We start from the raw sequence: 23,334 nt of genomic DNA, 5'->3' as shown, positions 1-23,334 counted from the left end.
AGCAAGCCTTCATGGACCTGAAAGCGGCCATCCGCACCATCTCCGACTACCCCAAGCCCGGGATCAAGTTCCGGGACGTGACGACGCTGATCGGTGACGCCCGGGCCTTCCGGGTCGCCATCGACCGCATGGTACAGCCATGGGCTGGCGCCAAGATCGACCGGGTGGCCGGTACCGAGGCTCGCGGCTTCATTCTGGGCGGGGCGGTGGCGCACCAATTGTCCGTCGGGTTCACGCCCGTGCGCAAACGAGGAAAACTGCCGCACCGGACCCTGATCGAGGAGTACGAGCTGGAATACGGTATCGACGCCATCGAGATCCATGTCGACGCCATCAGCGAAGGTGACCGCGTCCTGCTTGTCGACGACCTGATCGCCACCGGTGGCACGGCGGAAGCCTCGATACGTTTGCTGCAGCGGGCTGGAGCAACGGTTGTCGGTGCCGCTTTCGTGATAGACTTGCCGGATTTGGGCGGGGCCAAGCGCATCGAAGCGCTCGGCGTGCCGGTATCCAGTCTGGTGTCCTATGAGGGGGAATGAGCCAATTTGATGCCTCCAGCCCGGGCCCACTCGGTCCGGAGCCGCCTACGCGACCGCTGTACCGCCTGATCTTCATATTGCTGTTCATCGAGACCGCAATGGGCGTGTACTGGCTCGGTCTCGATCTGGCGGCACGGGCGGAGATTCTCCCGCGCAACGCGTTCGGGAGTACGGCCTACGCGTTTGTTGAAGGCCAGAGCATCTTTCAGGAAATTGTTTTCCTGGCCTCTGTCAGCGCAGTGGTTTGGAGCGCTTTCCTGTTCTGGCGGCGCCGCTGGCTGGCGGCGCCCGTCTACCTGTTCGCTTTCATGACCGACAAGGTCGACTGGATTCTGCTGATCGGGGATGCCAACTACCAGGGCCTGCTGACTGGGAATGCTGACCTATGGGGGTACGGAACCTTGCTTCTGCAGCTGATCATCCTGACCGGGTTCACAGTGCTTCTCACACGCCGCGAACTTCGCTGATCGCTGCCGCAGAACGGGTCGGCCGGCCAGCACAGTCGACCGGGCGAACTCCGCATCAGTCGGCGATCAGCGCGCGTACATCCTCGGTGAACTGAACCAGTGACGGTTCGTGGATGTACATCATGTGGCCGGCTTCATAGTAGGTGAAGGTGACCCGGTCCTGGTCGAAACCGGGCTGGGCGAACATCAGCTCTGCAGCGAAGAAGGGCGTGGCCAGGTCGTAATAGCCCTGGGTTACCAGGACTTCTAGGTCGGAGTTCTGGCGCATGGCGCGGGCAATCCACGGCGCCACGTTGATGTAGTTGTTGTTGCCGCTGCTGCCGGCGTCCCAGTTCCAGCCGCGCACTCCGCCGATGGTGGAGTAGTATTCGGAAATGTCGACGCCGAGCGTGCGGGTGAAGTGATCGAGCATGGCCGCGGTGAAGCTGCCGTCGATGCCGTAGAAGCTGGGATCGGTTTCCGGGTTTTCGCCGACACCGTCGACTTCCACGCCGGTAAAGCGGCTGTCGAGACGACCCACGGACAGGCCTTCATCGCGGCGCAGCTCGCGCTGGAAGCGGCGCAGCGAGACGCGCATGTTGGCGCGGCGCAGGAAGTTCTCCGACAGGCCGGTGAAACGCGACAGTTCGGCGACCACGCGGGCCTCGCGAGCCGGGTCGAGATGCACGCCGTGCAGCAGGGCCGGCATGTACTCCTCGATGGCGAAGGTACGGGCATCGGCGAGAAAGGCCTCGAGGTCATTGTTCCAGGCCGAGCGGTCGACCTTGCCATGATACCAGGCGGTCGCGGCGTAGCCCGGCATGAGACCAACATAGCCGACATCATTGCCCTCCGACGTGTCGTCATAGCGGAAGTCGAGCACGGTGGAGATGAGTGCCACGCCATTGATCGAGACGTCGGTATAGCCGCCTTCCAGCTGGTTCAGCAGGGCGCCGATGCGCAGCGTGCCATAGCTCTCGCCGAGCAGGTATTTGGGCGAATTCCAGCGCCGGTTCTCCGACAGCCAGATGCGGATGAACTGGGCCAGGCTCTCGGCGTCCTCGTTGACGCCCCAGAACTCGCTGTCCTGCACCTCGCCAAGGGCCCGGCTCCAGCCGGTGCCGACCGGATCGACAAAGACCAGGTCCGCGACGTCGAGAATGGAATAGGCATTGTCGACGATATCGAAGGGGGCGGCGCCGTCATCGGTGGCGTTGGGCAGGGCCAGGCGTTGCGGGCCGAACACGCCCATGTGCAGCCACAGACTGGCCGAGCCGGGACCGCCATTGAACACGAAGGCGACCGGGCGCTGGCGCGGATCGTCGGTGCCGTCGGCGATGTAGGCGGTGGAGAAGATGGCCGCTGTCGGCTCGCCGTCCTCGTCGCGCAGCAGGGTCTCGCCGGCCACGGTGCGGTAGCGGACGCGCGTGCCGTTGGCATTGACCTCGCCGCGGCTTTCATAGATGCGGGCTTCGGCCTCGCCGGCGGTGGCGTCGTCCTGGGCGACGGCTGATGCAGTCAGCAGTGTGGCCCCGAGCAGGGCGCGAATTGCAAGTTTGATCATCGAAATCCCCTTCACTGCGAGCGACCCTAAAGCCACCGGCGGGGCGGGTGAAGGGGGCCAGGTGCGGTCAGGCTTAGCGCGCAATCGTGGATGGCCTAACGTCACGCGCCGCGTTATAGCGCCGGGATGAATTATCGACACGCTTTCCACGCCGGCAATTTTGCCGACATCCTCAAGCACTCCGTGCTCGCCCTGTGCCTCGAACACCTCAATGGCAAGGACAAGCCCTGGCGCTATATCGACACCCATGCCGGGATTGGCGGCTATGACCTGGCGTCCAGCGAGGCAGAGCGCTCGCCGGAATGGCGCGACGGGATCGCCCGCCTGGTCGACGGCGACATGCCGGAGAGCGCGGCAGAGGCGCTGAAGCCCTATCTCGACATTGTCCGGGGCATGAATCCGGACGGCCTGAAGACCTATCCCGGCTCGCCGGAGATCGCCGCCCGCCTGGCCCGCGAGGGCGACCGGCTGCACCTGTGCGAACTGCACGAAGCCGACGCCAAAACACTCGATCAGCGCTATCGCCGCGATGCCCGGGTCAAGGTGGAAAAGCGCGACGGCTACAAGGCGCTCAAGAGCCTGCTGCCGCCGAAGGATAAGCGCGGCCTGGTACTGGTCGACCCACCCTTCGAGGACCGCGACGAGCTGGCACACATGGCCGAGGCCGTGATCGGTTCGTTCGGGCAATGGCCGACCGGCACCTACATCTTCTGGCGCTCGCTGAAGAACCTGTGGGCTGCCGACCGTTTCGACAACGGCCTGGCGGAATGGCTGATCAGCGAGAAGGGGCTGGAACCGGAGAAGGTGCTGCGCGCCGATCTGTGGGTGCGTGACCTGGCCAGCGAGGGCAAGCTCGCGGGCGCTGGCGTGGTGGTCGTCAATCCGCCGTTCACTCTGGAAGGCAAGCTGCTGGAACTGCTGCCCTGGCTGGCCGAGACCCTGGCCCAGGGCGATGGCTATGGCTGGCGTGTCGATGGCGGGCTGACCGAGGAAGACCTGGAAGAGTCCGAGGGCTGAATGGCCCGCAGGGCCGAGCATTCACTATTTGGAGATGCGCCGCCATCAGGGCTTGAGCCGCGTGGGCGATACGCGCGACGATAGCGGTCCAGAAAGCCGGGGTGGCCATGTCCGCAATCATCAGCATCGAAAACCTGTCCAAGACCTATGCCGGCGGGTTTCGCGCGCTGAAGGATGTCAGCCTGGACATCCGCCGGGGCGAGATCTTTGCCCTGCTCGGGCCGAACGGGGCCGGCAAGACGACGCTGATCGGCACGGTCTGTGGCCTGGTCAATGCGACGTCCGGAACGGTGCGGGTCGACGGCCTCGACATCACCAGACACTACCGCGAGGCGCGCTCGCGCATCGGCCTGGTGCCGCAGGAAATCTCGATCGAGATGTTTGCCACGGTGAAAGACACGGTGGCCTACAGCCGCGGCCTGTTCGGCAAGCCGCGCGACCCGGCCCTGATCGAACAAGTCCTGCGCGACCTGTCGCTGTGGGACAAGCGCGACGAGAAGCTGATGGCGCTGTCGGGCGGCATGAAGCGCCGCGTCACCATCGCCAAGGCGCTGGCGCACGAGCCGGACATCCTGTTCCTCGACGAACCGACCGCCGGCGTCGATGTCGAGCTGCGCCAGGGCATGTGGCAGGTGATCGAGAAGCTGCGCCAGTCCGGTGTCACCATCATCCTGACGACGCACTATATCGAGGAAGCCGAGGAAATGGCCGACCGGGTCGGGGTGATCCGGCAAGGTGAGATCGTTCTGGTCGAGGAAACCCGCGAACTGATGCGCAAGCTGGGCAAGAAACAGCTCGTGCTGGAGCTCGCCGAGCCGCTCGCCAGCCTGCCTGACTCGCTCGGAGGGGAGGGGCTGACGCTGTCGCCTGACGGTTGTTCGCTGACCTTTGTCTATGACACCAAGGCGAGCCGGACCGGCATCACCACGCTGCTGGCCGATCTCAACCAGGCCGGCATCTCGGTGCGCGACCTGGAAACCTCGCAAAGCACGCTGGAAGAAATCTTTGTCGACCTGGTGGGGGTGAAGGCATGAACTGGCGCGCCGTGCAGACGATCTATGTCTCCGAAATGGCCCGCACCGGCCGCACCCTGCTACAATCGGTGCTGGCCCCGGTCATTTCGACCTCGCTCTACTTCATTGTATTCGGGGCGGCGATCGGCTCGCGCATAACCGAGATCGACGGCGTGCCCTACGGCGCCTTCATCGTGCCGGGCCTGGTGATGATGATGATCCTGATGCAGAGCGTTTCGAACGCGGCTATCGGCATCTATTTCCCGAAGTTTACCGGCACGGTTTACGAGCTGCTGTCGGCGCCGGTATCGCCCTTCGAGCTGGTCCTCGGCTTTGTCGGTGCGGCAGCGTCCAAATCGCTGATCCTGGGCGCCCTGGTCATGGTCACGGCGTCCTTTTTCGTCGAGCTGCAGATCGTGCATCCGGTCTGGATGCTGGCCTTCCTTGTGCTGACGACGGTGACCTTCTCGCTGTTCGGCTTCATCATCGGCATCTGGGCGGAGAATTTCGAACAGCTCAACATCGTGCCGATGCTGATCGTCACGCCACTGACCTTCCTGGGCGGCAGCTTCTATTCGATCTCGGTGCTGCCCCCGTTCTGGCAGACGGTCACCCTGTTCAACCCGGTAGTCTACCTGATCAGCGGCTTCCGCTGGAGTTTCTATGGCGTCGCCGACGTGCCGATCGGGATCAGCCTGGCGGCCATTGCCGGCTTTCTCCTGGTCTGTCTCGTCATCGTCTGGTGGATGTTCCGCACCGGCTATCGCATGAAATCGTAAGGACGAGTTTTGCCCTATCCCTATGCCATCTTCGACGTGTTCACCGACCAGGCCTTTTCGGGCAATCCGCTGGCCGTGGTGTATGAGGCCGACGGGCTGGAAACCGAGGCGATGCAGCTGATCGCGGCCGAGTTCAACCTGTCGGAAACGGTGTTCATCAGCGAACCGCGCGGCCGCGATGCCGATTACGGCCTGCGCATTTTCACGCCGGCTTCCGAACTGCCCTTTGCCGGCCACCCGACGGTGGGTGCCGCCGTGGCGCTTGCATTGAAGAGCGGTGCGGCCGTCGGAGAGGTGCGGCGGTTCGTGCTCGAGGAAACCATCGGCGATGTCACGGCGGATGCCCGGGTGAACGGAGCGAATGACGGCTCGGCGCGCTTCATCGCCCCCAAACTGCCCGAGCGGATCGGCGAGCTGCCCGATTTCGATGCCATCGCGGCGGCACTGGGGTTGCGTCCGGGGGATCTGCTGCAGACACCGGTGGAGGGCGCCGTGTGGTCGGCGGGCGTGCCCTATGCCGTGATACCGCTCAATGATCCGGAGCGCCTGGCGGCGATAGACCTCGACATGTCGGCCCTGAAGGATGTGTTCGGTGGTGACGATCCGGTCGGGGCGCTGGTCGTCGCCAAGGCGTCGGCGAGCGAATACACGCCGGACTGGCGCGTGCGCATGTTCGCGCCCCACCTCGGCATCACCGAGGACCCGGCGACCGGCAGTGCGGCTGCGGCCTTCGCCGGTGTCATTGCCGAACAGACCGGGCTGGCCGATGGCGAGCACGGGATCAGCCTGTATCAGGGTCTGGAAATGGGCCGGCCGAGCCTGATCCGGCTGCGCCTGCGGCTCGAGAACGGACGGCTGTCCGAGCTCATGCTGGGTGGAGACGCCGTGAAAGTGGCAGAAGGCACGCTGCTGCAGGCCGGCTGAACCGTCAGTAGGCGTCGTCTTTCGGGTCCCACCAGGGATACCAGTCGGGCAGATCGGTGCTGACCCGGCGCGGAAAGTCGGGCGCCCGCTTTTCCAGGAAGGACATGACGCCTTCCCGGGCATCGGCGCTCTGGCCGGCTTCCAGGATGCCGCGGGTCTCCAGCCGGTGGGCCTGCATCGGGTGATCGGCGCCGAGCATGCGCCAGGCCATCTTGCGCATCAGGGCGGCAGAGACAGGAGCGCTGCGTTCGGCGATCTGGCGGGCCCGTTGGCGGGCGTGCGCCATCAGCTCGTCGGCGGGCAGGACGCGGGTGACCAGACCGCACTCAAAGGCTTCTGCAGCCGGGAAAGTGCGTCCGCTCAGGCCCCAGTCCATGGCCGTCGAGATGCCGACGACGCGGGGCAGGAACCAGCTGGCGCAGCCGTCCCAGACAATGCCGCGACGGGCGAAGGGATAGGCGAATTTGGCGTCGATCGAGGCGAGCCGGATATCCATCGGCAGGAGCAAGGTCGCACCGATGCCGACGGCGGCGCCGTTGACCGCGCCGATCACGGGCTTGAGCGCATCCCAGATGCGCAGGTTTACCCGCCCGCCACTGTCGCGCCATTTCGGGTCGGACGGGTCGAACTCACCGCTTTCGGCCTCGCGGGCGACCTGATTGAAGGTGTCCGCCCCGGTGCTCAGGTCGGCGCCGGCGCAGAAAGCCGGCGGCTCGCCGGTGACGATGATGGCGCGCACGGCGTCGTCGGCGTCGGCCTCATCGAAGGCGGCGATGATCTCCTCGCCCATGTCGAGGGTAAAGGCGTTGAGCCGGTGTGGCCGGTCGAGGGTGATCGTGGCGATCTGGTCGTCGACGACGTAGCGGATGGTTGAATAGGTCATGTGCACAGCAAAGGAGCCGTGCGACTTATCGTCAAGCCGGGAGTGGTCGAGACACGGCTGGTCGCGCCACAGGCTGTTGGTCTGCGCCTATTGTCCGCTTGGTGGATCGAAGAAGCCGGCCTCGATGTGCGGATTGAGCTCGATCTGCCGGATGCGAATGGTCTGGACCGTCTGACCGCTGCGCAGGTCCACGGTTTCCTGCAGGAAGGATTTCACAACACCGTCGATCTCGCGGAAATCGCTCTGGCGGGTCTCGTGCAATTCGGCGTCGGGATTGATGTCGGGGTGGAGGGCAAATTCGCTGCGTTCGCGGACCGGCAGGAAGGATTGCGGGTCGAGGTAGAGCCTTTCCTCGAAGCCGTCATCCATGGTGATGTCCAGAACCGGGTAGGTTATGCCGTCAATCACCTGCGGCTCGCCGGCCGAAACCTCATGTCCGCGAACGGCAAATTCGTGCAGCCCGAACAGATTGCGCTCGAGGCCGCGGCGCAGAGCGGCCGTACCATCGGGGCTTGTGGGCTCGACACTGCCATCGAGGAACATCTGCCAGCCGACGCCGTCGGACAGGCCTTCGGAAAAGACGCGCTGGTCGCCGTCATAGACATCGATGCGCATGTCGCCGTTGCGCTGGGCGACATACTGACCGGTCAGTTGGAAATCCGGCTCCGCGATTTCCACCTCGATGCGGATACCCTCGACGGCTTCGATGGCTGAAGCGCCGCCGATGGCGGTTGTGTAGCGGTCAAGCAGTGTCGGCTCGGATGAGCAGGCGGCAAGGCTGACCGCCAGAAGTGCTGTTGCGACATGTCTCATGAAGCGTTCCCCCTCGTGTCCAAGCCTTATGCGGCGATGTGTTGAGGGAGCGTGGCGGGCCGGTTACCGATCGGTCACCGGCGTCGGGATCAACCCCGCGCCGATGCCGTGCGGTCAAACAGGTGGCCGCGCTCGGTGATCGCCACGACGGCGACGGCAATGGCGCCGAGAACGGCCTGGCCGGCGATCAGCGGAACCGGCGAGCCGTCATACATCTGACCGATCAGGCTGCCGAGCAGGGCACCGGCGACTCCGGTGAGAAAGCCGTAAATGGCCGAGGCGGTGCCGGCGACATGGCCGACCGGCTCCATGGTCAGGGCCGAGAAATTGGCGGCGATCAGGCCGAGGAAGGCCATGGCGAGGCCCAGAAGGACGAGGAAAACCGGCAGGCTGACCAGGCCGGAAACGAGCAGGGCCGCGTGCAAACCGCTCACCACGGTGAAGGCAAGCAGGGCGGAGTGGGACAGGCGGCGCTGGCCGAGCCGGCCGACGAGGCGGGAATTGATGTAGCTGGCCGCGCCGATACCACTGGCAATCGCGGCAAAGGCGAGCGGGAAGGCGGCGTCGGACAGGCCGAAATGGTCGACAAAGACCTGCTGCGAGGTGGCCAGGAAGCCGTACAGGCCGCCGAAGAAGGGGATGGCGGCCAGCGTGTAGCCGACAAACTGACGGTGGCGCGCCACTTCGCGGTAGGCCTTTGCCATCGAGCGCAGGCTGAGCGAGGCGCGGTAGCGCTCATGCAGGGTCTCCGGCAGGCGCAATTGCAGCCAGACCATCATGCCGCCGGCAAAGATGACGAGGAAACCGAAGATCCAGCGCCACGGCGCGAAGGTCAGGATGAGCTGGCCGAGGCCGGGAGCGAGGACAGGGACGACCATGAAGGCGGTCATCACCATGGACATCACCTCGGCCATGCGGCGGCCGGAGGTGAGATCGCGGGCGATGGCGGTGGCGATGACACGGCAGGCGGCGGCAGCAGCGCCCTGGAAAAAGCGGGCAATGAGCAGCAGTTCGAAGGTCGGGGTGAGGGCGCAGATCACGCTCATCACCAGGAACAGCCCGAGCGAAACCTGGATAACCGGCTTGCGACCGAAGCGATCGGCCAGAGGTCCATAGAGCAAATGGGCAGCGCCGAAGCCGATCAGGTAGAGGCTGACGATGTATTGCTGGTCATTGGCACGAGCTGCATCGAGACTGGTGGCGATATTGTCGAGCGCCGGCAGCATCAGATCGATGGCCAGGGCGACAACGGCCGTCATGGCCACCAGCATGCCGACCAGTTCCAGGAGCGGCATGGGGAGTGGCGCGTCGTCACGTTTGGCGGTCACTGACATGGGAAGCTCCGGGAATGGATGCCAGACGGCAGGCTAACCCCATGCGCCAACGAGGCCGCGCGGGCAAGCCCGTGAAGTGGCACGGCAGGAGGCGAAGTCAAGCGTGGAACAGGTGCAGCTGGAAGCTGGCGGCAATGCGGCGGGCGCGTTCGAGGAAGAGATGGGTGGCGCGATCGCCGGCGCCGATCTCGTCCAGGGCCTGTTCGAACAGGGCCAGCCAGCGCTCGAAGTGGGCCGGTGAGATCTGCGCCTTGAGGCGCATGTGCGCGGGCATGGGGCGGCCGTCATAGCCGCCATCCTGGAACACCATGGCGCCCCAGAACCGCTTCATCGTGTCGAGATGCGGGCCCCAGTCGTCACCGACGGCCCCGGCGAAGACCGGGCCGAGCATCGGGTCGGTGCGGACATGGCCGTAGAAGGTGTCGACCAGGTCGCTGACCAGGGCCCGGTCAATCCCGGCCTCGCCGATCTCGCTCTCGCCGGTTCCGGGCGCTGCGGTCATACGTTGAAGCGGAAGTGCAGCACGTCGCCGTCCTTGACCACGTAGTCCTTGCCCTCGGCGCGCATCTTGCCGGCTTCCTTGGCACCGCTCTCGCCGCCGCAGGCGATGTAGTCCTCGTAGGCGATGGTCTCGGCGCGGATGAAGCCCTTCTCGAAATCGCCGTGGATGACCCCGGCGGCCTGCGGAGCGGTCCAGCCCTCGCGGATGGTCCAGGCGCGTGCTTCCTTGGGGCCGGCGGTGAAATAGGTCTGCAGGCCGAGCAGCTTGTAGCCGGTGTGGATGAGCCGATCGAGACCGGCCTCTTCCAGGCCGATCTCCTCGAGATATTCGTCGCGCTCCTCGTCCTCGAGCAGGGCCAGCTCGCTTTCAATCTTGCACGAGATGGCGACCGCCTGGGCGCCTTCTTCCTCGGCCCGCTTGAACACGATCTCCGAATAGGCATTGCCGGTGGCGGCGCTGTCCTCATCGACATTGGCGATGAACAGGACCGGCTTGGTGGTCAGCAGCTGCAGGCCCCGCCAGGCTGCGCGGTCGTCCTTCGAGATCTCGGCGAAACGCGCCGGCTTGCCGGCATTGAGCTGCTCCAGCGCGACATCGATCAGACCGAGCGCGGCCTTGGCTTCCTTGTCGCCGCTCTTGGCCTTCTTTTCGAGGTTGGCCTTGCGCTTTTCCAGGCTTTCCAGGTCGGCCAGCATGAGCTCGGTTTCGACGGTTTCCAGGTCGGCCAGCGGGTCGATCCTGTTGTTGACGTGGGTCACGTCGTCATCGTCGAAACAGCGCAGCACGTAGGCGATGGCGTCGGTCTCGCGGATATTGGCGAGGAACTGGTTGCCGAGGCCCTCGCCCTTGGACGCACCGGCCACCAGGCCGGCAATGTCGACGAAGTTCATGCGCGCCGGGATGATCTCCTTCGACCCGGCGACCTCGGCCAGCTTGGCGAGGCGCGGTTCGGGCACGGCGACATCACCGACATTGGGCTCGATGGTACAGAACGGGTAATTGGCCGCCTGCGCCGCTGCCGTCTGGGTCAGGGCGTTGAACAGGGTGGACTTGCCGACGTTGGGAAGTCCGACAATGCCGCATTTGAAACCCATGATGATCTGTCCTTGCTTGCGAGGCTGCGTCCGGTCTGGCGCGCCTTATAGATATTTTGCGGTGATGAATCGACATGTCTGTCAGCATTATGTGTGGGAGGTGCAAACCGGCACCGATCACCGATGGGGATATGGGCAGTTTGAACGAGCGCGTGGCAGCGCGATCTCACTGTTGTCATCCCGGCCGGATGGCCCGCGGATGCGGGCCGCAGGGCCGGGACCCATACGCGCCAATGCGGGCAGGTTAGAGCTCGATGTGGCTGGCACCGGGGTGATGGGTCCCGGACTTTCGCCCGGCCTGCGCCGGGCATGCATCCGGGATGACAAAATTTGCGTCGCCTGTGGGTAAAGCCCCGCATCGTCAGGTTTGAGGGGCTTCAGCTTTCGCCCGGCGCCGGGGCCTTGTGGGTGACGCGGGTCTGGAAGGCGTCGATATCGCCGGCGGCGAGCAGGTCGAGGCTGTCGGCGATGGCGTCGAGCAAATCGATCAGCCAGGGCTCGTCGGCCTTGGCGAAATCGGACAGGACATAGCCGGTGACGCGGTTCTTGTCGCCGGGATGGCCGATGCCGATGCGGGCGCGGCGGAAGTCGGGGCCGAGCTGGGAGGTGATCGACTTGATGCCGTTATTGCCGGCCGCACCGCCGCCCAGCTTCATGCGGAACTTGCCCGGCGCCAGGTCGAGCTCGTCGTGGAAGACCACGACCTTGTCCGGATCGACGTTGAAATACTTGGCGGTCGCGCCGACCGAATGGCCGGCATTGTTGTAGAAGGTCTGGGGCTTGAGGAGGAGCAGCTTGTTGGAGCCGATGACCAGCTCGCTGGCCAGGCCCTGGAAGCGCTTGCGCCACGGGCCGGCGCTCCAGGCGTGGGCGATCACGTCGAGCGCCATGAAGCCGACATTGTGCCGGTTGCGCAGGTATTTCGGCTCGTGATTGCCGAGCCCGGCGAGGATCATCATGTGCGTCACGCCCCTTGGCAAAGGCCCCATACGAAATCAGCGAAGCCGGGGTCCGGCCTCGCTGTTTCCGCGTACCAAAATTCAAGCGGGGAAGACTAGTCTTCCGCGTCGTCCTTCTGGTTGATCACTTCCGGCTCTTCCGGCGCCTCCGGCTCACCTTCATCGGTTTCCGGCGTCAGCACGGCGCGCGAACCCTGCAGGGTGGCGACGGTGAAGTCACGGTCGGTGATGGTCGAGGTGACACCCTTCGGCAGCTCGATGGCCGAGATGTGGATGGAGTCGCCGATCTCGAGGCCGGACAGGTCGGCTTCGATCGATTCCGGAATGGCACCGGCCGGGCAGAGCAGTTCGACCGAGTGGCGAACGATGTTGAGGACGCCGCCGCGCTTCAGGCCCGGGCACTTCTCTTCATTGATGAAGTGGACCGGCACTTCGACGTCGATCTTGGTCTTCTCGTCAACGCGGTACAGATCGACGTGCATCGGCTGGTCGGACACCGGGTGGAACTGGATGTCGCGGGCGATGACCTTCTGGTTCTTGCCGTCGTGCGACAATTCCATCATGTGCGACACGAACTTGCCGGTCAGCAGGGCCTTGCGGACCTCATTGCCGCGCAGGTTGATCGACACCGGATCCTGGGAGCCGCCGTAAAGGATGCCCGGGACCTTGTCTTCACGGCGGGCAGCGCGAGCCGCGCCCTTGCCGGTGCCTTCACGAACGTCGACGTTGAGAACGATGTTGGAGCTCATCGGTCCTGTTCCTTAAATGCAAACGCCGCCTCCAGCGCCAAGGCGCGGGCGGCGATCTATCCTGGCTTTACGCCACAGTGTTATTTCGAGCGGCGGGCTATAGCTGATCCCGGACGGGCGCGCAACAGGGCGAAGCCGGAAGGTGCAGCGCGGTTCGTGTGCGGGTTCAGTCAAACAGCTTGGACACCGACTCGTCGTTGGCGATGCGGCGGATGGCTTCGCCGAGCAGGGGCGCGACGGAAAGGGTGCGGACCTTGGGGGTCTGGGTGGCGCCGGGCAATTCGGTGATCGAATCGGTGACCACCAACTCCTTGAGCTCCGACTTGGCGACACGGCCCTGGGCATCGTTGGACAGCACGCCGTGGGTGACGTAGGCGGACACTTCCGTGGCGCCCTGTTCCAGCAGCGCGGCAGCGGCATTCACCAGCGTGCCGCCACTGTCGCACATGTCGTCGAACAGGATGCAGCGTCGGCCTTCGACATCACCGATGATGTTCATCACCTCGGCCACGCCCGCCTTGGGGCGGCGCTTGTCGACGATGGCGATCTCGGCATCGAGCAGCTTGGCCAGGGCGCGGGCCCGCACCACGCCGCCGACATCCGGGGAGACGATCATCAGATTGTCGGTGTTGTAGCGCCGCCGGATATCGTCCTCGATCACCTTGGTGGCGAACAGGTTGTCGGTCGGGATGTCGAAGAAACCCTGGATCTGGCCGGCATGCAGATCGACCGTGAGCACCCGGTGGGCGCCGGCCTTGGCGATCAGATTGGCCACCAGCTTGGCCGAGATCGGGGTCCGGCCGCCGGTCTTGCGGTCCTGGCGGGCATAGCCGAAATAGGGAATGACGGCGGTGATCCGGTGGGCACTGGCGCGCACCAGCGCGTCGATGCAGATCAGCAATTCCATCAGGTGGTCATTGGCCGGCGACGAGGTCGACTGGATGACGAAGACATCCTCGCCACGCACATTCTCGTCGATGCGCACGAAAATCTCGCCATCGGCGAAGCGCTCGATCTCGGTCGCCGTCAGCGGCGCGTCGAGATAGTCGGCTATGGCCTGGGACAGCGGGCGATTGGATGTTCCCGACATTAATTTCATGGCGCTCATTCCCGGTGGCGATGTCGCGCGCTGCTTAACAGAGGCATGGCACGGTTTGAAGCTGAAATGCTCAGGCTCTGGCGAATCCGGGCGGCGGCGGCAGGTTCGCACTGTCGAGGCAGATGAATTTGAACAGCCGGCCCATCTGTTCCGGGTCAGTGAGGCGCCAGAGCTGGCGGGCAATCACCGATTTCCTGGCCGGTGCGGCGGACAACAGGGCGGCGGCGCGGGCTTCCATGCCGAGGCCGAGGAGGAAGTCGCCCTGCTCGACGACCGGGCTGACCACCAGGCCGCGCTCGCGGGCATAGGCGCCGAGCGATTCGAAATCGACGCGGGCGGTCAGGTCGGCGGTGCCGGGCTCGGCCAGCGGAGCGACCTTCTCGTGCGCTTTCAGGGCCTGGAGCGTGTCGCCGGCTTCGCTGGTGGCGGGGCCGTAATCGATGAACAGGGCGCGGCCTGGCGCGCTGTCGAAGCGTGTCGCCAGGGCGTCGACAACCTGGCGGTCGCCCGGGCGCAACTCGACCAGGCTGCCGTCGGGCGCATCGCGCAGACGCTCCGGTACAAGTCCGGCGTCCGGACCGAGCGGCGGGCCGAGCACGAAGGCGAAGCTGTCATCCCCGTCCAGGCCGACCAGGCGTTCATGCCAGTCGCCGCGGTGACGCACGGCCTGGCGCACGGGCAGGCAGTCGAGGAATTCATTGCCGACAATGATGGCGGGACCGTCGCCGACGGCTTCCAGCCGGTCGACCCAGCTGATCTGGGCGCCGCTTGGGCCGAGGGTGCGCGCCTGCACCGCCTTGAGCGCGGCGCTGGCCTCGATGAGCACGATGCGGGCGGCATCGAGAAAACCCGGCACGGCGCGCGCGGCGCGCAGCGCGTCGGACATCATGGTGCCCCGCCCGGGTCCCATCTCGATGAAATGGAAAGGCGAAGGCTGGCCCATCTCCAGCCAGGACTGGGCCGCCCACAGGCCGACCAGCTCGCCGAACATCTGGCTGATCTCCGGCGCGGTGATGAAGTCCGCGCCCGCCCCGATCGGATCCTTGGTGGCGTAGAAACCGTCCTTCGGATCAAACAGCGCCTCGGTCATGAAGGCGGCGATGGAGAGCGGGCCGGTGTCGCGAATGCGCTGCCGCAGCCGGTCGGCGATCACGGCTGGGTCCTTCCGGGGTGGCGCAGGGCACGGGCGACCAGCCAGCCACCCGCCAGGATCATCGGGACAGACAGCAGCATGCCCATGGTCACATAGCCCTGCAGGGCCTCCGGCATGTGGGTGTCGGGTTCGCGCACGGTTTCCAGCACGGCCCGGAACAGGCCGTAGCACAGCAGGAACAGGCCGGCATTGAGGCCGGGCTTTTGCAGGGAGCTGAATTTCCAGGTCGCGACATTGATGATCACGAACAGGGCGAGCCCCTCAAGCGCGGCCTCGTAGAGCTGGCTGGGATGACGCGACAGGCAGAGCGGGTCGCGTTCGAAGGTCATGCCCCAGGGCAGGTCCGTCGGCCGGCCCCACAGTTCGCCATTGATGAAATTGGCGAGACGGCCGAAGAGCAGGCCGATCGGGGTGACGACGGCAGCGGCGTCGCCGATGCGCAACAGGTCCAGTCCCTGGCGGCGCGAGAACACGTACAGCGCGATGGCGACGCCGAGCAGGCCGCCATGGAAGGCCATGCCGCCATCGGTGATGCCGAGAATGATGTCCTGGGGGCGCTCAAAGATCATTTCCGGCATGTAGAAGACCACATAGCCCAGCCGTCCCCCGACAATGACGCCGAGCGTGGCCCAGATCAGCAGATCATCGACCTGGGCTTCCGAAACCGGCGAGCCGGACCGGCCCCACAGGCGCGGTCGACGGGTCAGCAGGACCATGTAGCGCCAGCCGATCAGCAGTCCTGCGATATAGGCGAGGGCGTACCAGCGCAGGGCAAACCAGCCGATCCGGAAGATTTCGGGTTCGAACAGGTCGAAGCTCGCGGGACATGTCTGCATGGGAGATCGGCGCCTTCGGTGTGTTTTGACGTTCTGGCCCGTTGCGCTTTTGCGCCTTGGACCGCATATAGGTCGACGTTGAACTCTGTAATGGCTTTCTTTGATGCAAACGCGCAACCCGCTTCTGAACGATTTAGCTGATCTGATGACCGATGCCTTCGGTGCAGCGCAGGCTATGGGCGAAGAGGCGCGCTCGGCGTTCCGGGCCAAGGCTGACCGGTTCGTCGCCGACATGGATCTGGTGACCCGCGAGGAACATGACGCGGTCAAGTCGGCCCTCGACGACACGTTGAGCGAGATCGAAGCCCTGAAAGCCCGCATCGCCGAACTGGAAGCGGCGTCGAAGCCGAAGAAAACCACCCGGACCGCCAAGACCGCCAGCAAGGCGAAGTCGGCCAAATCCGATACCTGACACGCGCGACATCGCGCCCTGAATTGCGCCTGCCGGGCCCTGTCGCCTCCGTCGTGAACGGATGGCGGTCGCCCGGGCAGACCAAGGAGATTTTCATGGACCTGCTGCCGGACGAGTTTTCCCCGTCAGTGCACGATCCGCTCGACTCGGTCGAGCAGGCGGTCATTGCCGAACAATATCCCTATGAGCGAGAGGATGGCGGCGAGCTGCACCTGAGCACGCCGGGCGCCTGGCGCGACCACCAGATCTGGTTTTCCTGGCGTCCCGACCTGGATGTGCTGCATGTCTGCGGCAGCCTTGATCTGAAAGTTCCCAACAATCGCTTCCGCGAAGTCTGTGAGCTGGTAACCCGGCTCAATGAAAAGCTGTGGATCGGGCATTTCGACGTCTGGGCCGACGACGGCTCGATCGTTTACCGGCACGCGGTGTCGTTGCCGGGCGGCGAGGCGGTTTCGCCGGGCCAGGCTGCCGCGATGATCGCCGCGGCACGCGAAGCCGGGGAACGTTTCTACCCGGCCTTCCATTTTCTCGTCTGGGGAGGCAAGACTGTGGAAGAGGCTGCCACGGCGGCCATGTTCGAAACCGCGGGTGAGGCCTGACCCCAACATGACCAAAGCCCTCAAAATCGCACTAGTCGGTGCCGGCAATATGGGCGGCGCCCTGGCCAAGGGCTGGCTCAGTGCCAAGCGTGGCGGGATCAAGGCGGACAATCTTGTCCTGATTGACCCGGCGCCCGGCGAGCTCGCCCAGGAATTGATCGAGGCGCATGGCCTGACCTGCCTGCCGGAAGCCGGAGCGGGAGACCTCGACGGGGTCGACATGCTGGTGCTGGCGGCCAAGCCGGCGGTGTTCGAGAACCTGGCGGAAAGCCTGGCACCCCTGCTGCCGGCCAAGGCCGGGATCCTGTCGGTCATGGCCGGAGTGACGCTCAGCCGTCTGGCCCTGGCCTTCGGCGACCGGCCGATGGTACGGGCCATGCCGAACATTGCCGCAGGCGTGGGAGCCGGCGTCAGCGTCTGCGTCGCCAATCCCGCCGGCGAAGAGCTGGACAAGCTCACCAACCGCCTGCTCAAGGGCAGCGGCAGCGTGGAATGGGTGCGTGACGAGCGCCTGATCGGTGCGGTGACGGCGGTGTCCGGCTCCGGGCCGGCCTATGTCTTCCTGCTTGCGGAGGCTCTGGCGGGTGCCGGATTCGCCGAAGGCCTGCCGAGGGACCTGGCCGAGAAACTCGCGCGCGACACCATCATCGGTGCGGGGGCGCTGCTGGCCCAGTCGGACAAGACGCCGCAGGAATTGCGCCGTGCGGTGACCTCGCCGAACGGCACGACCCAGGCCGCCGTGGACATCCTGATGGGAGGTGGCGGCGGTTTGCCGGAACTGATCCGCCAGGCCGTGGCCGCAGCCGAGCGCCGCTCGCGCCAGATCGGTGCCGACAAGCGGGGCCGCTAAAGCCTAGCCCGGCAAGCTGAGGGTGGCCTGAAGGCCACCCAGCGGGCTGCGCGCCAGCCGTAATTCACCGCCATGATTGCGCGCCACGTCGCGGGCGATGGCGAGCCCGAGGCCGACGCCCTGCCGGTTCTGGTTGCGGCTCTCGTCAAGGCGGCTGAACGGTTTGAGGGCCTCCTCGAAATCTGCCTCGTCAATCCCCGGACCGTCATCGTCGACCCGCAACTCGATGCGCGGGCCGGCCCGGACGACCGATACTTCCACATGGTCGGCAAAGCTCATGGCATTGGCGACAAGATTGCTCAGCGCCCGGCGCACCGCGCTGGGGCGTACTTCGGCATCGAGGGGACCGTCGGCCTTCAGCCGGACGGCGTCGCCGTGCCGCGAGGCATCCTCGACCATCTCCCGGGCCAGGCCGACCAGATCCAGGCGCTCGGTGTCCTCGCTGGCCTCGTCGCGGGCAAAGTCGAGATATTCCTCCAGCATCATCTGCATCTCGTCGAGATCGCGGCGTGCATCGTCGCGCTCGGCGCTCGGCGGCATCAGGGCCAGTTGCAGTTTCAGGCGGGTGAGCGGCGTGCGCAGGTCGTGGCTGACGCCGGCGAGCAGCGCGGTGCGCTGTTCCAGGTGGCGTCGTATGCGGGCACGCATCTCAAGGAAGGCGTGGGCGGCCTGGCGGACCTCGGTGGCGCCGGACGGGCGGAAATGGGCTACGTCCTGGCCACGCCCGAACTGTTCGGCGGCGGCGGCGAGGCGGCGAATGGGTTTGACCTGGTTGCGGATGAACACGACCGAGACGGCGGTCAGCAGCGTCGAGGCGCCGATGATCCAGAGCAGGAAGATATGCCCGGTGGTGGCGAACACGCGTTCGCGCAGGGCGATGTAACGCAACACGCCGCCATCGACCTCGACCCGCACATCGACATAGCTGGGATAGCGCGTGGTATCGAACCAGAAATCCTGGTCGAGCTGGTCGGACAGGGCCCGCCTCAGGGTGCGGTCGAGCGTGCGGAAGAAGGACGAGCGACGGGTCGTCGGCAGGCTCTCGCCGGGCCGGAAATCGACCGACAGGCGCATCGTCTCATAAGCCATCTCCGCCTGGCGCCGGAATGTCGGGGTCGGGCTGCCTTCCTGTTCGTAGAGCGCCGTCATCATGGCGATATCGCCGGCCACGCCCTCGGACAGGCGACTGGTCACGGTCTCCCAGTGTTCCTCGAAGAAGGACCAGGCCACGGCCACCTGCATCAGGGCCACCGGCAGCACGATGATCAGCAGGGTGCGGGCAAACAGGCCCTTGGGGAGGAAGCGGCGGAACACGGCCATGATCGCCCCGCTACTCGTCGGCCAGCGGATCGGCGGCGAGACGATAGCCTTCGCCGCGCACGGTCTGCAGGTGCAGCGGCTCCTTCGGGTCTGTCTCGATCTTGCGTCGCAGGCGGGTGACCTGAACATCCACCGCACGCTCGCCGCCGCCGGTGCGTTCCGACAGGCTGAGACGCGAGACGGTCTGGCCGGGCGAGGCGGCCAGTGCCGCGAGCAGGGCGCCTTCGCCGCCGGTCAGTCGCACCTGCTGGCCGTCCCGGGTGAGCATTTCGCGTTCGATGTCGAAGACCCAGTCACCAAACTGGACGCGCGAGATGGCAGGCGCCGCCGGGCGAGCCCGGCGCAGGATGGCGGTGATGCGCAGGACCAGCTCCTCCGGCTCGAACGGCTTGGCGAGGTAATCGTCGGCCCCGAGGCTGAGGCCGCGAATGCGGTCCTCGGCATCGCCGCGGGCGGTCAGGAGCAGGATTGGCGTGTCGCCCTCGGCGCGCACGGCTTCGGTCAGTTCGAACCCGTTCATGCCCGGCATCATGACGTCGAGGACGAGCAGGTCGAAGGCGAGAGAGTTGAGCGTGGACAACGCCTTGGCGGCATTGGGCGCCGTGGAAACACGAAAGCCGCGCTCCTGCAGGTAGCGCTTGAGCAGATTGCGGATCCGGTCGTCGTCATCGACGACAAGGATGTGCGCGTCTTCATTCGCCAGCTCCGCCATGGAACCTCCTGCCGACCGGGCCCAAGCATGGCCTGCCCCGTGATCCAGCTCAAGCGTGCAGCGCCGGGTCAGCGGCGCCGGAAATATTCGAGGGCGGTGGCCAGGCTCAGGGCTGCCGTCAGCCAGACACCGCCGATCCACAGGGCCAGCAGCCATTCCGATGATGCCAGCCCGGCCGGGACAGCCAGCAGCGGCAGGGCAGCGACCACCATGGCGAGCGCCGTCTTGAGCTTGGCGGTTGACGAGACCGGGATCTTGACCGCCTCGTCATCAGCCGGCCCGGGCAGCCGGCGAAAGGTCAGGAAGAGATCGCGCGCGACCAGGGCCGCCACCGGTACGGCCAGTTCGACCGGAACCTCGAGGATCAGCGTGTAGACAATCAGGTAGGCATCCACGAGCAGCTTGTCGCCGATCGGGTCGAGAAAGGCGCCGAGCGCCGATTCGACCTTCCAGCGCCGGGCCAGCCAGCCATCGAGGTAATCGGTCACGGCGGCGATCAGGAAGGCCGCGATCGCGAACACGCCGAGACTGCGCACGGCGGATTCCGGCCCTCCGAGCCAGGCCGGGACCTCGCGCGAGATCGACCAGTCATAGGAGACCCACAGGGCCAGCGCGCCGGTCACCGCGAGCACCAGCCGCAGGACGGTCAGGGTGTTGGGAATGTGCTTGAGCATGTCCGGCCTATGTCTGGAACCAGTCGTGGATGCGTTTGGCCATGGCCCCGGACACGCCGTCAACCGCTTCCAGGTCGGCGAGGGCTGCATTTCGCACCGCCTTGGCCGAGCCGAAATGGCTGAGCAGGGCCTTCTTGCGGCTCGGGCCGATGCCGGGAATATCGTCGAGCGGGTTGTCGCTCATCTGTTTCTTGCGCTTGGCCCGGTGGCCGCCAATGGCGAACCGGTGGGCCTCGTCGCGCAGGCGCTGCAGGTAGTAGAGCACCGGGTCCTTCATCGGCAGTTTGAAAGGCGGCTTGCCGGGCAGGTAGAAGGCTTCGCGGCCGGCATCCCGTTCGGGCCCCTTGGCGATGGCGGCGACGGGGATATCGGTCAGGCCCAGCTCCTCCATCACCGCCATGACGCTGGACAGCTGGCCCTTGCCGCCATCGATCAGCACCAGGTCGGGAACCGGGGCGCCGCTGTCGCGCTCCTTGATCATGCGCGAGAAGCGGCGCCGCATCATCGCGGCCATCATGGCGAAGTCGTCATTGGTGCCGGCATCATCGCCCTTCATGTTGAAGCGCCGGTACTGGTTCTTCTGGAAGCCTTCCGGGCCGGCCACGATCATGGCGCCCAGGGCATTGGTGCCCTGGATGTGGGAGTTGTCGTAGACCTCGATGCGCTGGGGCGGCTCGTCGAGGCCGAATATGCGCTGCACGCCGGCGAGGAGGTGGGTCTGGGTCGCGCTTTCCGAGAGGCGCCGGGCGAGGGCTTCCTTCGCGTTGGTGGCGGTGCGCTGGACCAGCTTGCGCTTCTCGCCGCGCTGGGGCGCCAGCAGCGTGACCTTGCGCTCGGCGCGCAAGCTCAGGGCCTCGCCCAGCAGCTCGGCATCCTCGACATCGTGTGACAGAAGGATGAGGCCCGGGGCCGGCTTGTCATCGTAGAACTGGGCCAGGAAGGCGGCCAGCACCTCGTCGGGTCCGGCGTCTTGCTCATGACGCGGGAAGAAGGACTGGTTGCCCCAGTTCTGCCCGGCCCGGAAGAAGAAGACCTGGACACACGACTTGCCGCCGGCCTGGGCGACCGCGATGACGTCCGCCTCCTCGATACCGGCGGGGTTGATGCTCTGGTCGGTGGTCACGGCGGCGATGGCCCGGATGCGGTCGCGCAAGCGGGCGGCGGTCTCGAAATCCATGGCTTCGGAGGCTTCCTGCATGCGCGCCTGCAGTTCCTCGCGCAGGGCATTCGAGCGGCCGCGCAGGAAGGCCGTCGCCTCGGACACGAGCTCGCCATAGGCCTCCGGCGTCACCAGGTCGACGCAGGGACCGGCGCAGCGCTTGATCTGGTACAGCATGCAGGGGCGCGAGCGGCCCTCGTAGACGCTGTCCGTGCAGGTGCGGATGAGGAAGGCTTTCTGCAGCGTGTTGAGGGTCTGGTTGACCGCGCCGACCGAGGCGAAGGGGCCGAAATATTCGCCCTTCGGCTTGCGGGCGCCGCGATGCTTGGTCAGCTGCGGCGCCGCGTGGTCGGTGCGGATGAGGATGTAGGGAAAGCTCTTGTCGTCGCGCAGCAGGATGTTGAAGCGGGGCTTCAGGCGCTTGATCAGGTTGGCCTCGAGCAGCAGCGCCTCGGTTTCCGTCTGGGTGACCACGAATTCCATCGAATGGGTCAGCGAGATCATCAGGGCGATGCGATTGGAATGGCCGCGACCGCTGGCGTAATTGCTCACCCGGTTCTTCAGATTGCGCGCCTTGCCGACATACAGCACCGTCCCGTCGGCGCCCAGCATGCGGTAGACCCCTGGCCGGGTCGGCAGGTGACGCACATATTCCGCAATGCGGCGCGGTCCGCTGAGCGATTGCGCGGCGTCGTTCGATTGGGCATCAAGAGGCCCGGACTGGGAATTCGAGGACGTCATGACTCACAAGATCGCCCTGGTCACCGGCGGCGGCAAGCGGCTGGGTGCCAAAATCGCTGAAGGGCTGGGGGAAGATGGCTGGCACGTCATCATTCACTACAATACTTCCGGTGATGCTGCCGAAACGGTGGCAGGGCAGATCCGGGCGGTCGGCGGGCAGGCCGACACGGCCCGGTTCGACCTCGACGACACGGCCGGCGTGCGCGGTTTCATGGCCGGGATCGGGCGCATCGATGCGCTGATCAATTCCGCGTCGATCTTCGAGATGGACCGGCCGGAGACCGTGCAGGCGGCCGATCTCGAGCGGGCCATGCGCATCAATCTGGTGGCACCGGTGCTGCTGGCTTCGGCGATGGCCGAGGCGCACAACGAGCCGCGCTCCGGCTGCATCGTCAACATGCTGGACCAGAAGCTGTTCAACCTGAACCCGGACTTCTTCTCCTACACGCTGGCGAAATATGCCCTGCTGGGCGCGACCACGACCATGGCGATGGCGTTTGCGCCGCGCGTCCGGGTCAATGCAATTGCGCCGGGGATCACCCTGCCATCGGGCGGTCAGAGCCGCGAGGAGTTCGAGCGTGCCCACAGGCTGAATCCGCTGCAGGGCGGCTCTACGCCCGAGGACGTTCTGCGTACCCTGCGCTTCATCCTTGCGACGCCTTCGATGACGGGCGAGACGATCACCGTGGATGGCGGGCAGCACCTTGATGCCCGCAATGGTGACGTTATGTACGCCGCTGGCGTACCGGAGGATGGCCAATGAGACTGGACCAGCTGATCGAGAATGCATTGGCCTCTGCATCGGGCGAGGACGTTTTCATCTACCGCCTGGAGGGCGTGAAGCTGGACGTCGAGATCGGCATCCACGCCCACGAGCGCGGCGTCAAGCAGCGCGTGCTGGTCGACGTCGTCACCCTCGTGTCCAAGGACTGGTGCGGCTCGGACGATATCTCGACCGTTGTCGACTACGACTACATCCTCAATGGCATCAAGGCTCTCGAGGAGCGCCAGTTCGACCTGCAGGAAACCCTGTGCGGCACCATTCTCGACCTGGCGCTGAGCCCGGACGTGGTCACCGCCGCCCAGGTCACCACGCGCAAGGTGCAGGCTTATCCCGACGCCGACGCGGTCGGCCTCACGCGCTTTCGCCGCAAGGCCTGACC

Annotated in this window: 26 protein-coding genes; 11 read left to right on the top strand and 15 right to left on the bottom strand. The window is 65.7% G+C overall.

The genetic code is table 11. From position 1 onward, the window contains the following. The first annotated feature begins 11 nt into the window (after window positions 1-11). Both ACXYMR_RS12225 and ACXYMR_RS12220 read left to right on the top strand, forming a co-directional pair. Window positions 12-539: an adenine phosphoribosyltransferase gene (locus ACXYMR_RS12225; protein WP_458943154.1), complete on the top strand. Its 528-nt coding sequence runs from the start codon at window positions 12-14 to the stop codon at window positions 537-539. After that, window positions 536-1,006, top strand: a complete 471-nt coding sequence (locus tag ACXYMR_RS12220) for a hypothetical protein (RefSeq protein WP_458943153.1) — start codon at window positions 536-538, stop codon at window positions 1,004-1,006. Before ACXYMR_RS12225 ends, ACXYMR_RS12220 begins: the two co-directional genes overlap by 4 nt. Window positions 1,007-1,061: 55 nt before the next feature. Here the strand turns inward: ACXYMR_RS12220 and ACXYMR_RS12215 are convergent, their stop codons facing one another. Continuing rightward, window positions 1,062-2,549: a S10 family peptidase gene (locus tag ACXYMR_RS12215; RefSeq protein ID WP_458943152.1), complete on the bottom strand. Its 1,488-nt coding sequence runs from the start codon at window positions 2,547-2,549 to the stop codon at window positions 1,062-1,064. 126 nt (window positions 2,550-2,675) lie between these two features. Here ACXYMR_RS12215 and ACXYMR_RS12210 point away from each other — a divergent pair, with 126 nt between their 5' ends. The 4 genes from ACXYMR_RS12210 (at window position 2,676) to ACXYMR_RS12195 (ending at window position 6,282) form a co-directional block, all read left to right on the top strand. Beyond that, on the top strand, window positions 2,676-3,566 hold the full coding sequence (locus tag ACXYMR_RS12210) for a 23S rRNA (adenine(2030)-N(6))-methyltransferase RlmJ (protein ID WP_458943151.1): 891 nt from the start codon (window positions 2,676-2,678) through the stop codon (window positions 3,564-3,566). A gap of 107 nt (window positions 3,567-3,673) precedes the next feature. Beyond that, window positions 3,674-4,600 carry an ABC transporter ATP-binding protein gene (locus tag ACXYMR_RS12205; RefSeq protein WP_458943150.1) on the top strand — a complete coding sequence of 309 codons (927 nt, stop codon included), beginning with the start codon at window positions 3,674-3,676 and terminating at the stop codon, window positions 4,598-4,600. Continuing rightward, a complete protein-coding gene (locus ACXYMR_RS12200; protein ID WP_458943149.1) occupies window positions 4,597-5,358 on the top strand; it encodes an ABC transporter permease in 762 nt (253 codons plus the stop codon). Before ACXYMR_RS12205 ends, ACXYMR_RS12200 begins: the two co-directional genes overlap by 4 nt. Before the next feature lie 9 nt (window positions 5,359-5,367). After that, a complete protein-coding gene (locus ACXYMR_RS12195; protein ID WP_458943148.1) occupies window positions 5,368-6,282 on the top strand; it encodes a PhzF family phenazine biosynthesis protein in 915 nt (304 codons plus the stop codon). A gap of 4 nt (window positions 6,283-6,286) precedes the next feature. Here the strand turns inward: ACXYMR_RS12195 and ACXYMR_RS12190 are convergent, their stop codons facing one another. The 10 genes from ACXYMR_RS12190 to lgt all read right to left on the bottom strand — a co-directional run bounded on the left by ACXYMR_RS12190 (window position 6,287) and on the right by lgt (window position 15,704). After that, entirely contained in the window at window positions 6,287-7,165 is an 879-nt protein-coding gene (locus ACXYMR_RS12190; protein ID WP_458943147.1) for an enoyl-CoA hydratase-related protein, read from the bottom strand. An 87-nt stretch (window positions 7,166-7,252) separates the two neighbouring features. After that, entirely contained in the window at window positions 7,253-7,978 is a 726-nt protein-coding gene (locus ACXYMR_RS12185; RefSeq protein WP_458943146.1) for a hypothetical protein, read from the bottom strand. 89 nt (window positions 7,979-8,067) lie between these two features. Continuing rightward, on the bottom strand, window positions 8,068-9,312 hold the full coding sequence (locus ACXYMR_RS12180; protein ID WP_458943145.1) for a multidrug effflux MFS transporter: 1,245 nt from the start codon (window positions 9,310-9,312) through the stop codon (window positions 8,068-8,070). 97 nt (window positions 9,313-9,409) lie between these two features. After that, on the bottom strand, window positions 9,410-9,814 hold the full coding sequence (locus ACXYMR_RS12175; RefSeq protein WP_458943144.1) for a group III truncated hemoglobin: 405 nt from the start codon (window positions 9,812-9,814) through the stop codon (window positions 9,410-9,412). Further along, complete coding sequence (gene ychF, locus ACXYMR_RS12170; RefSeq protein ID WP_458943143.1) at window positions 9,811-10,908, bottom strand: redox-regulated ATPase YchF; 1,098 nt, start codon at window positions 10,906-10,908, stop codon at window positions 9,811-9,813. Before ychF ends, ACXYMR_RS12175 begins: the two co-directional genes overlap by 4 nt. Window positions 10,909-11,285: 377 nt before the next feature. Next, window positions 11,286-11,867 (bottom strand): aminoacyl-tRNA hydrolase, encoded by a 582-nt coding sequence (gene pth / locus ACXYMR_RS12165; RefSeq protein ID WP_458943142.1) that lies wholly within the window; start codon window positions 11,865-11,867, stop codon window positions 11,286-11,288. 95 nt (window positions 11,868-11,962) lie between these two features. Beyond that, on the bottom strand, window positions 11,963-12,616 hold the full coding sequence (locus ACXYMR_RS12160) for a 50S ribosomal protein L25/general stress protein Ctc (RefSeq protein WP_458943141.1): 654 nt from the start codon (window positions 12,614-12,616) through the stop codon (window positions 11,963-11,965). 166 nt (window positions 12,617-12,782) lie between these two features. Then, window positions 12,783-13,715, bottom strand: a complete 933-nt coding sequence (locus ACXYMR_RS12155) for a ribose-phosphate pyrophosphokinase (protein ID WP_458943140.1) — start codon at window positions 13,713-13,715, stop codon at window positions 12,783-12,785. A gap of 70 nt (window positions 13,716-13,785) precedes the next feature. After that, complete coding sequence (locus ACXYMR_RS12150; RefSeq protein ID WP_458943139.1) at window positions 13,786-14,868, bottom strand: class I SAM-dependent methyltransferase; 1,083 nt, start codon at window positions 14,866-14,868, stop codon at window positions 13,786-13,788. After that, the gene (gene lgt, locus ACXYMR_RS12145) at window positions 14,865-15,704 is read right to left on the bottom strand and encodes a prolipoprotein diacylglyceryl transferase (RefSeq protein ID WP_458943138.1); all 840 of its coding nucleotides are present in this window, start codon (window positions 15,702-15,704) and stop codon (window positions 14,865-14,867) included. The genes ACXYMR_RS12150 and lgt overlap by 4 nt, the downstream gene beginning before the upstream one ends. Window positions 15,705-15,807: 103 nt before the next feature. Here lgt and ACXYMR_RS12140 point away from each other — a divergent pair, with 103 nt between their 5' ends. From ACXYMR_RS12140 to proC, 3 genes are all read left to right on the top strand, one after another. After that, the gene (locus ACXYMR_RS12140) at window positions 15,808-16,116 is read left to right on the top strand and encodes an accessory factor UbiK family protein (protein WP_458943137.1); all 309 of its coding nucleotides are present in this window, start codon (window positions 15,808-15,810) and stop codon (window positions 16,114-16,116) included. A 95-nt stretch (window positions 16,117-16,211) separates the two neighbouring features. Beyond that, window positions 16,212-16,715 (top strand): type III secretion system chaperone family protein, encoded by a 504-nt coding sequence (locus ACXYMR_RS12135; RefSeq protein WP_458943136.1) that lies wholly within the window; start codon window positions 16,212-16,214, stop codon window positions 16,713-16,715. A 7-nt stretch (window positions 16,716-16,722) separates the two neighbouring features. Then, window positions 16,723-17,565, top strand: a complete 843-nt coding sequence (gene proC / locus ACXYMR_RS12130) for a pyrroline-5-carboxylate reductase (RefSeq protein WP_458943135.1) — start codon at window positions 16,723-16,725, stop codon at window positions 17,563-17,565. A gap of 3 nt (window positions 17,566-17,568) precedes the next feature. On the opposite strand, the gene ACXYMR_RS12125 is transcribed toward proC, so the two are convergent. The 4 genes from ACXYMR_RS12125 to uvrC form a co-directional block, all read right to left on the bottom strand. Continuing rightward, window positions 17,569-18,885, bottom strand: a complete 1,317-nt coding sequence (locus ACXYMR_RS12125; RefSeq protein WP_458943134.1) for an ATP-binding protein — start codon at window positions 18,883-18,885, stop codon at window positions 17,569-17,571. A gap of 10 nt (window positions 18,886-18,895) precedes the next feature. After that, a complete protein-coding gene (locus ACXYMR_RS12120) occupies window positions 18,896-19,597 on the bottom strand; it encodes a response regulator (RefSeq protein ID WP_458943133.1) in 702 nt (233 codons plus the stop codon). 68 nt (window positions 19,598-19,665) lie between these two features. Further along, on the bottom strand, window positions 19,666-20,271 hold the full coding sequence (locus ACXYMR_RS12115; protein ID WP_458943132.1) for a CDP-alcohol phosphatidyltransferase family protein: 606 nt from the start codon (window positions 20,269-20,271) through the stop codon (window positions 19,666-19,668). Window positions 20,272-20,278: 7 nt separating this feature from the next. Further along, complete coding sequence (uvrC, locus tag ACXYMR_RS12110) at window positions 20,279-22,171, bottom strand: excinuclease ABC subunit UvrC (RefSeq protein WP_458943131.1); 1,893 nt, start codon at window positions 22,169-22,171, stop codon at window positions 20,279-20,281. Here uvrC and ACXYMR_RS12105 point away from each other — a divergent pair. After that, window positions 22,170-22,934, top strand: coding sequence for an SDR family oxidoreductase (locus ACXYMR_RS12105; protein WP_458943130.1), 765 nt, complete (start codon window positions 22,170-22,172; stop codon window positions 22,932-22,934). The genes uvrC and ACXYMR_RS12105 overlap by 2 nt on opposite strands. Next, window positions 22,931-23,332: a dihydroneopterin aldolase gene (locus ACXYMR_RS12100; RefSeq protein WP_458943129.1), complete on the top strand. Its 402-nt coding sequence runs from the start codon at window positions 22,931-22,933 to the stop codon at window positions 23,330-23,332. The genes ACXYMR_RS12105 and ACXYMR_RS12100 overlap by 4 nt, the downstream gene beginning before the upstream one ends. The last annotated feature ends 2 nt before the right edge of the window (window positions 23,333-23,334 follow it).

It is taken from the genome of Maricaulis sp. CAU 1757 (assembly GCF_054482675.1).
This window is presented reverse-complemented; position numbering and strand designations above follow the sequence as displayed.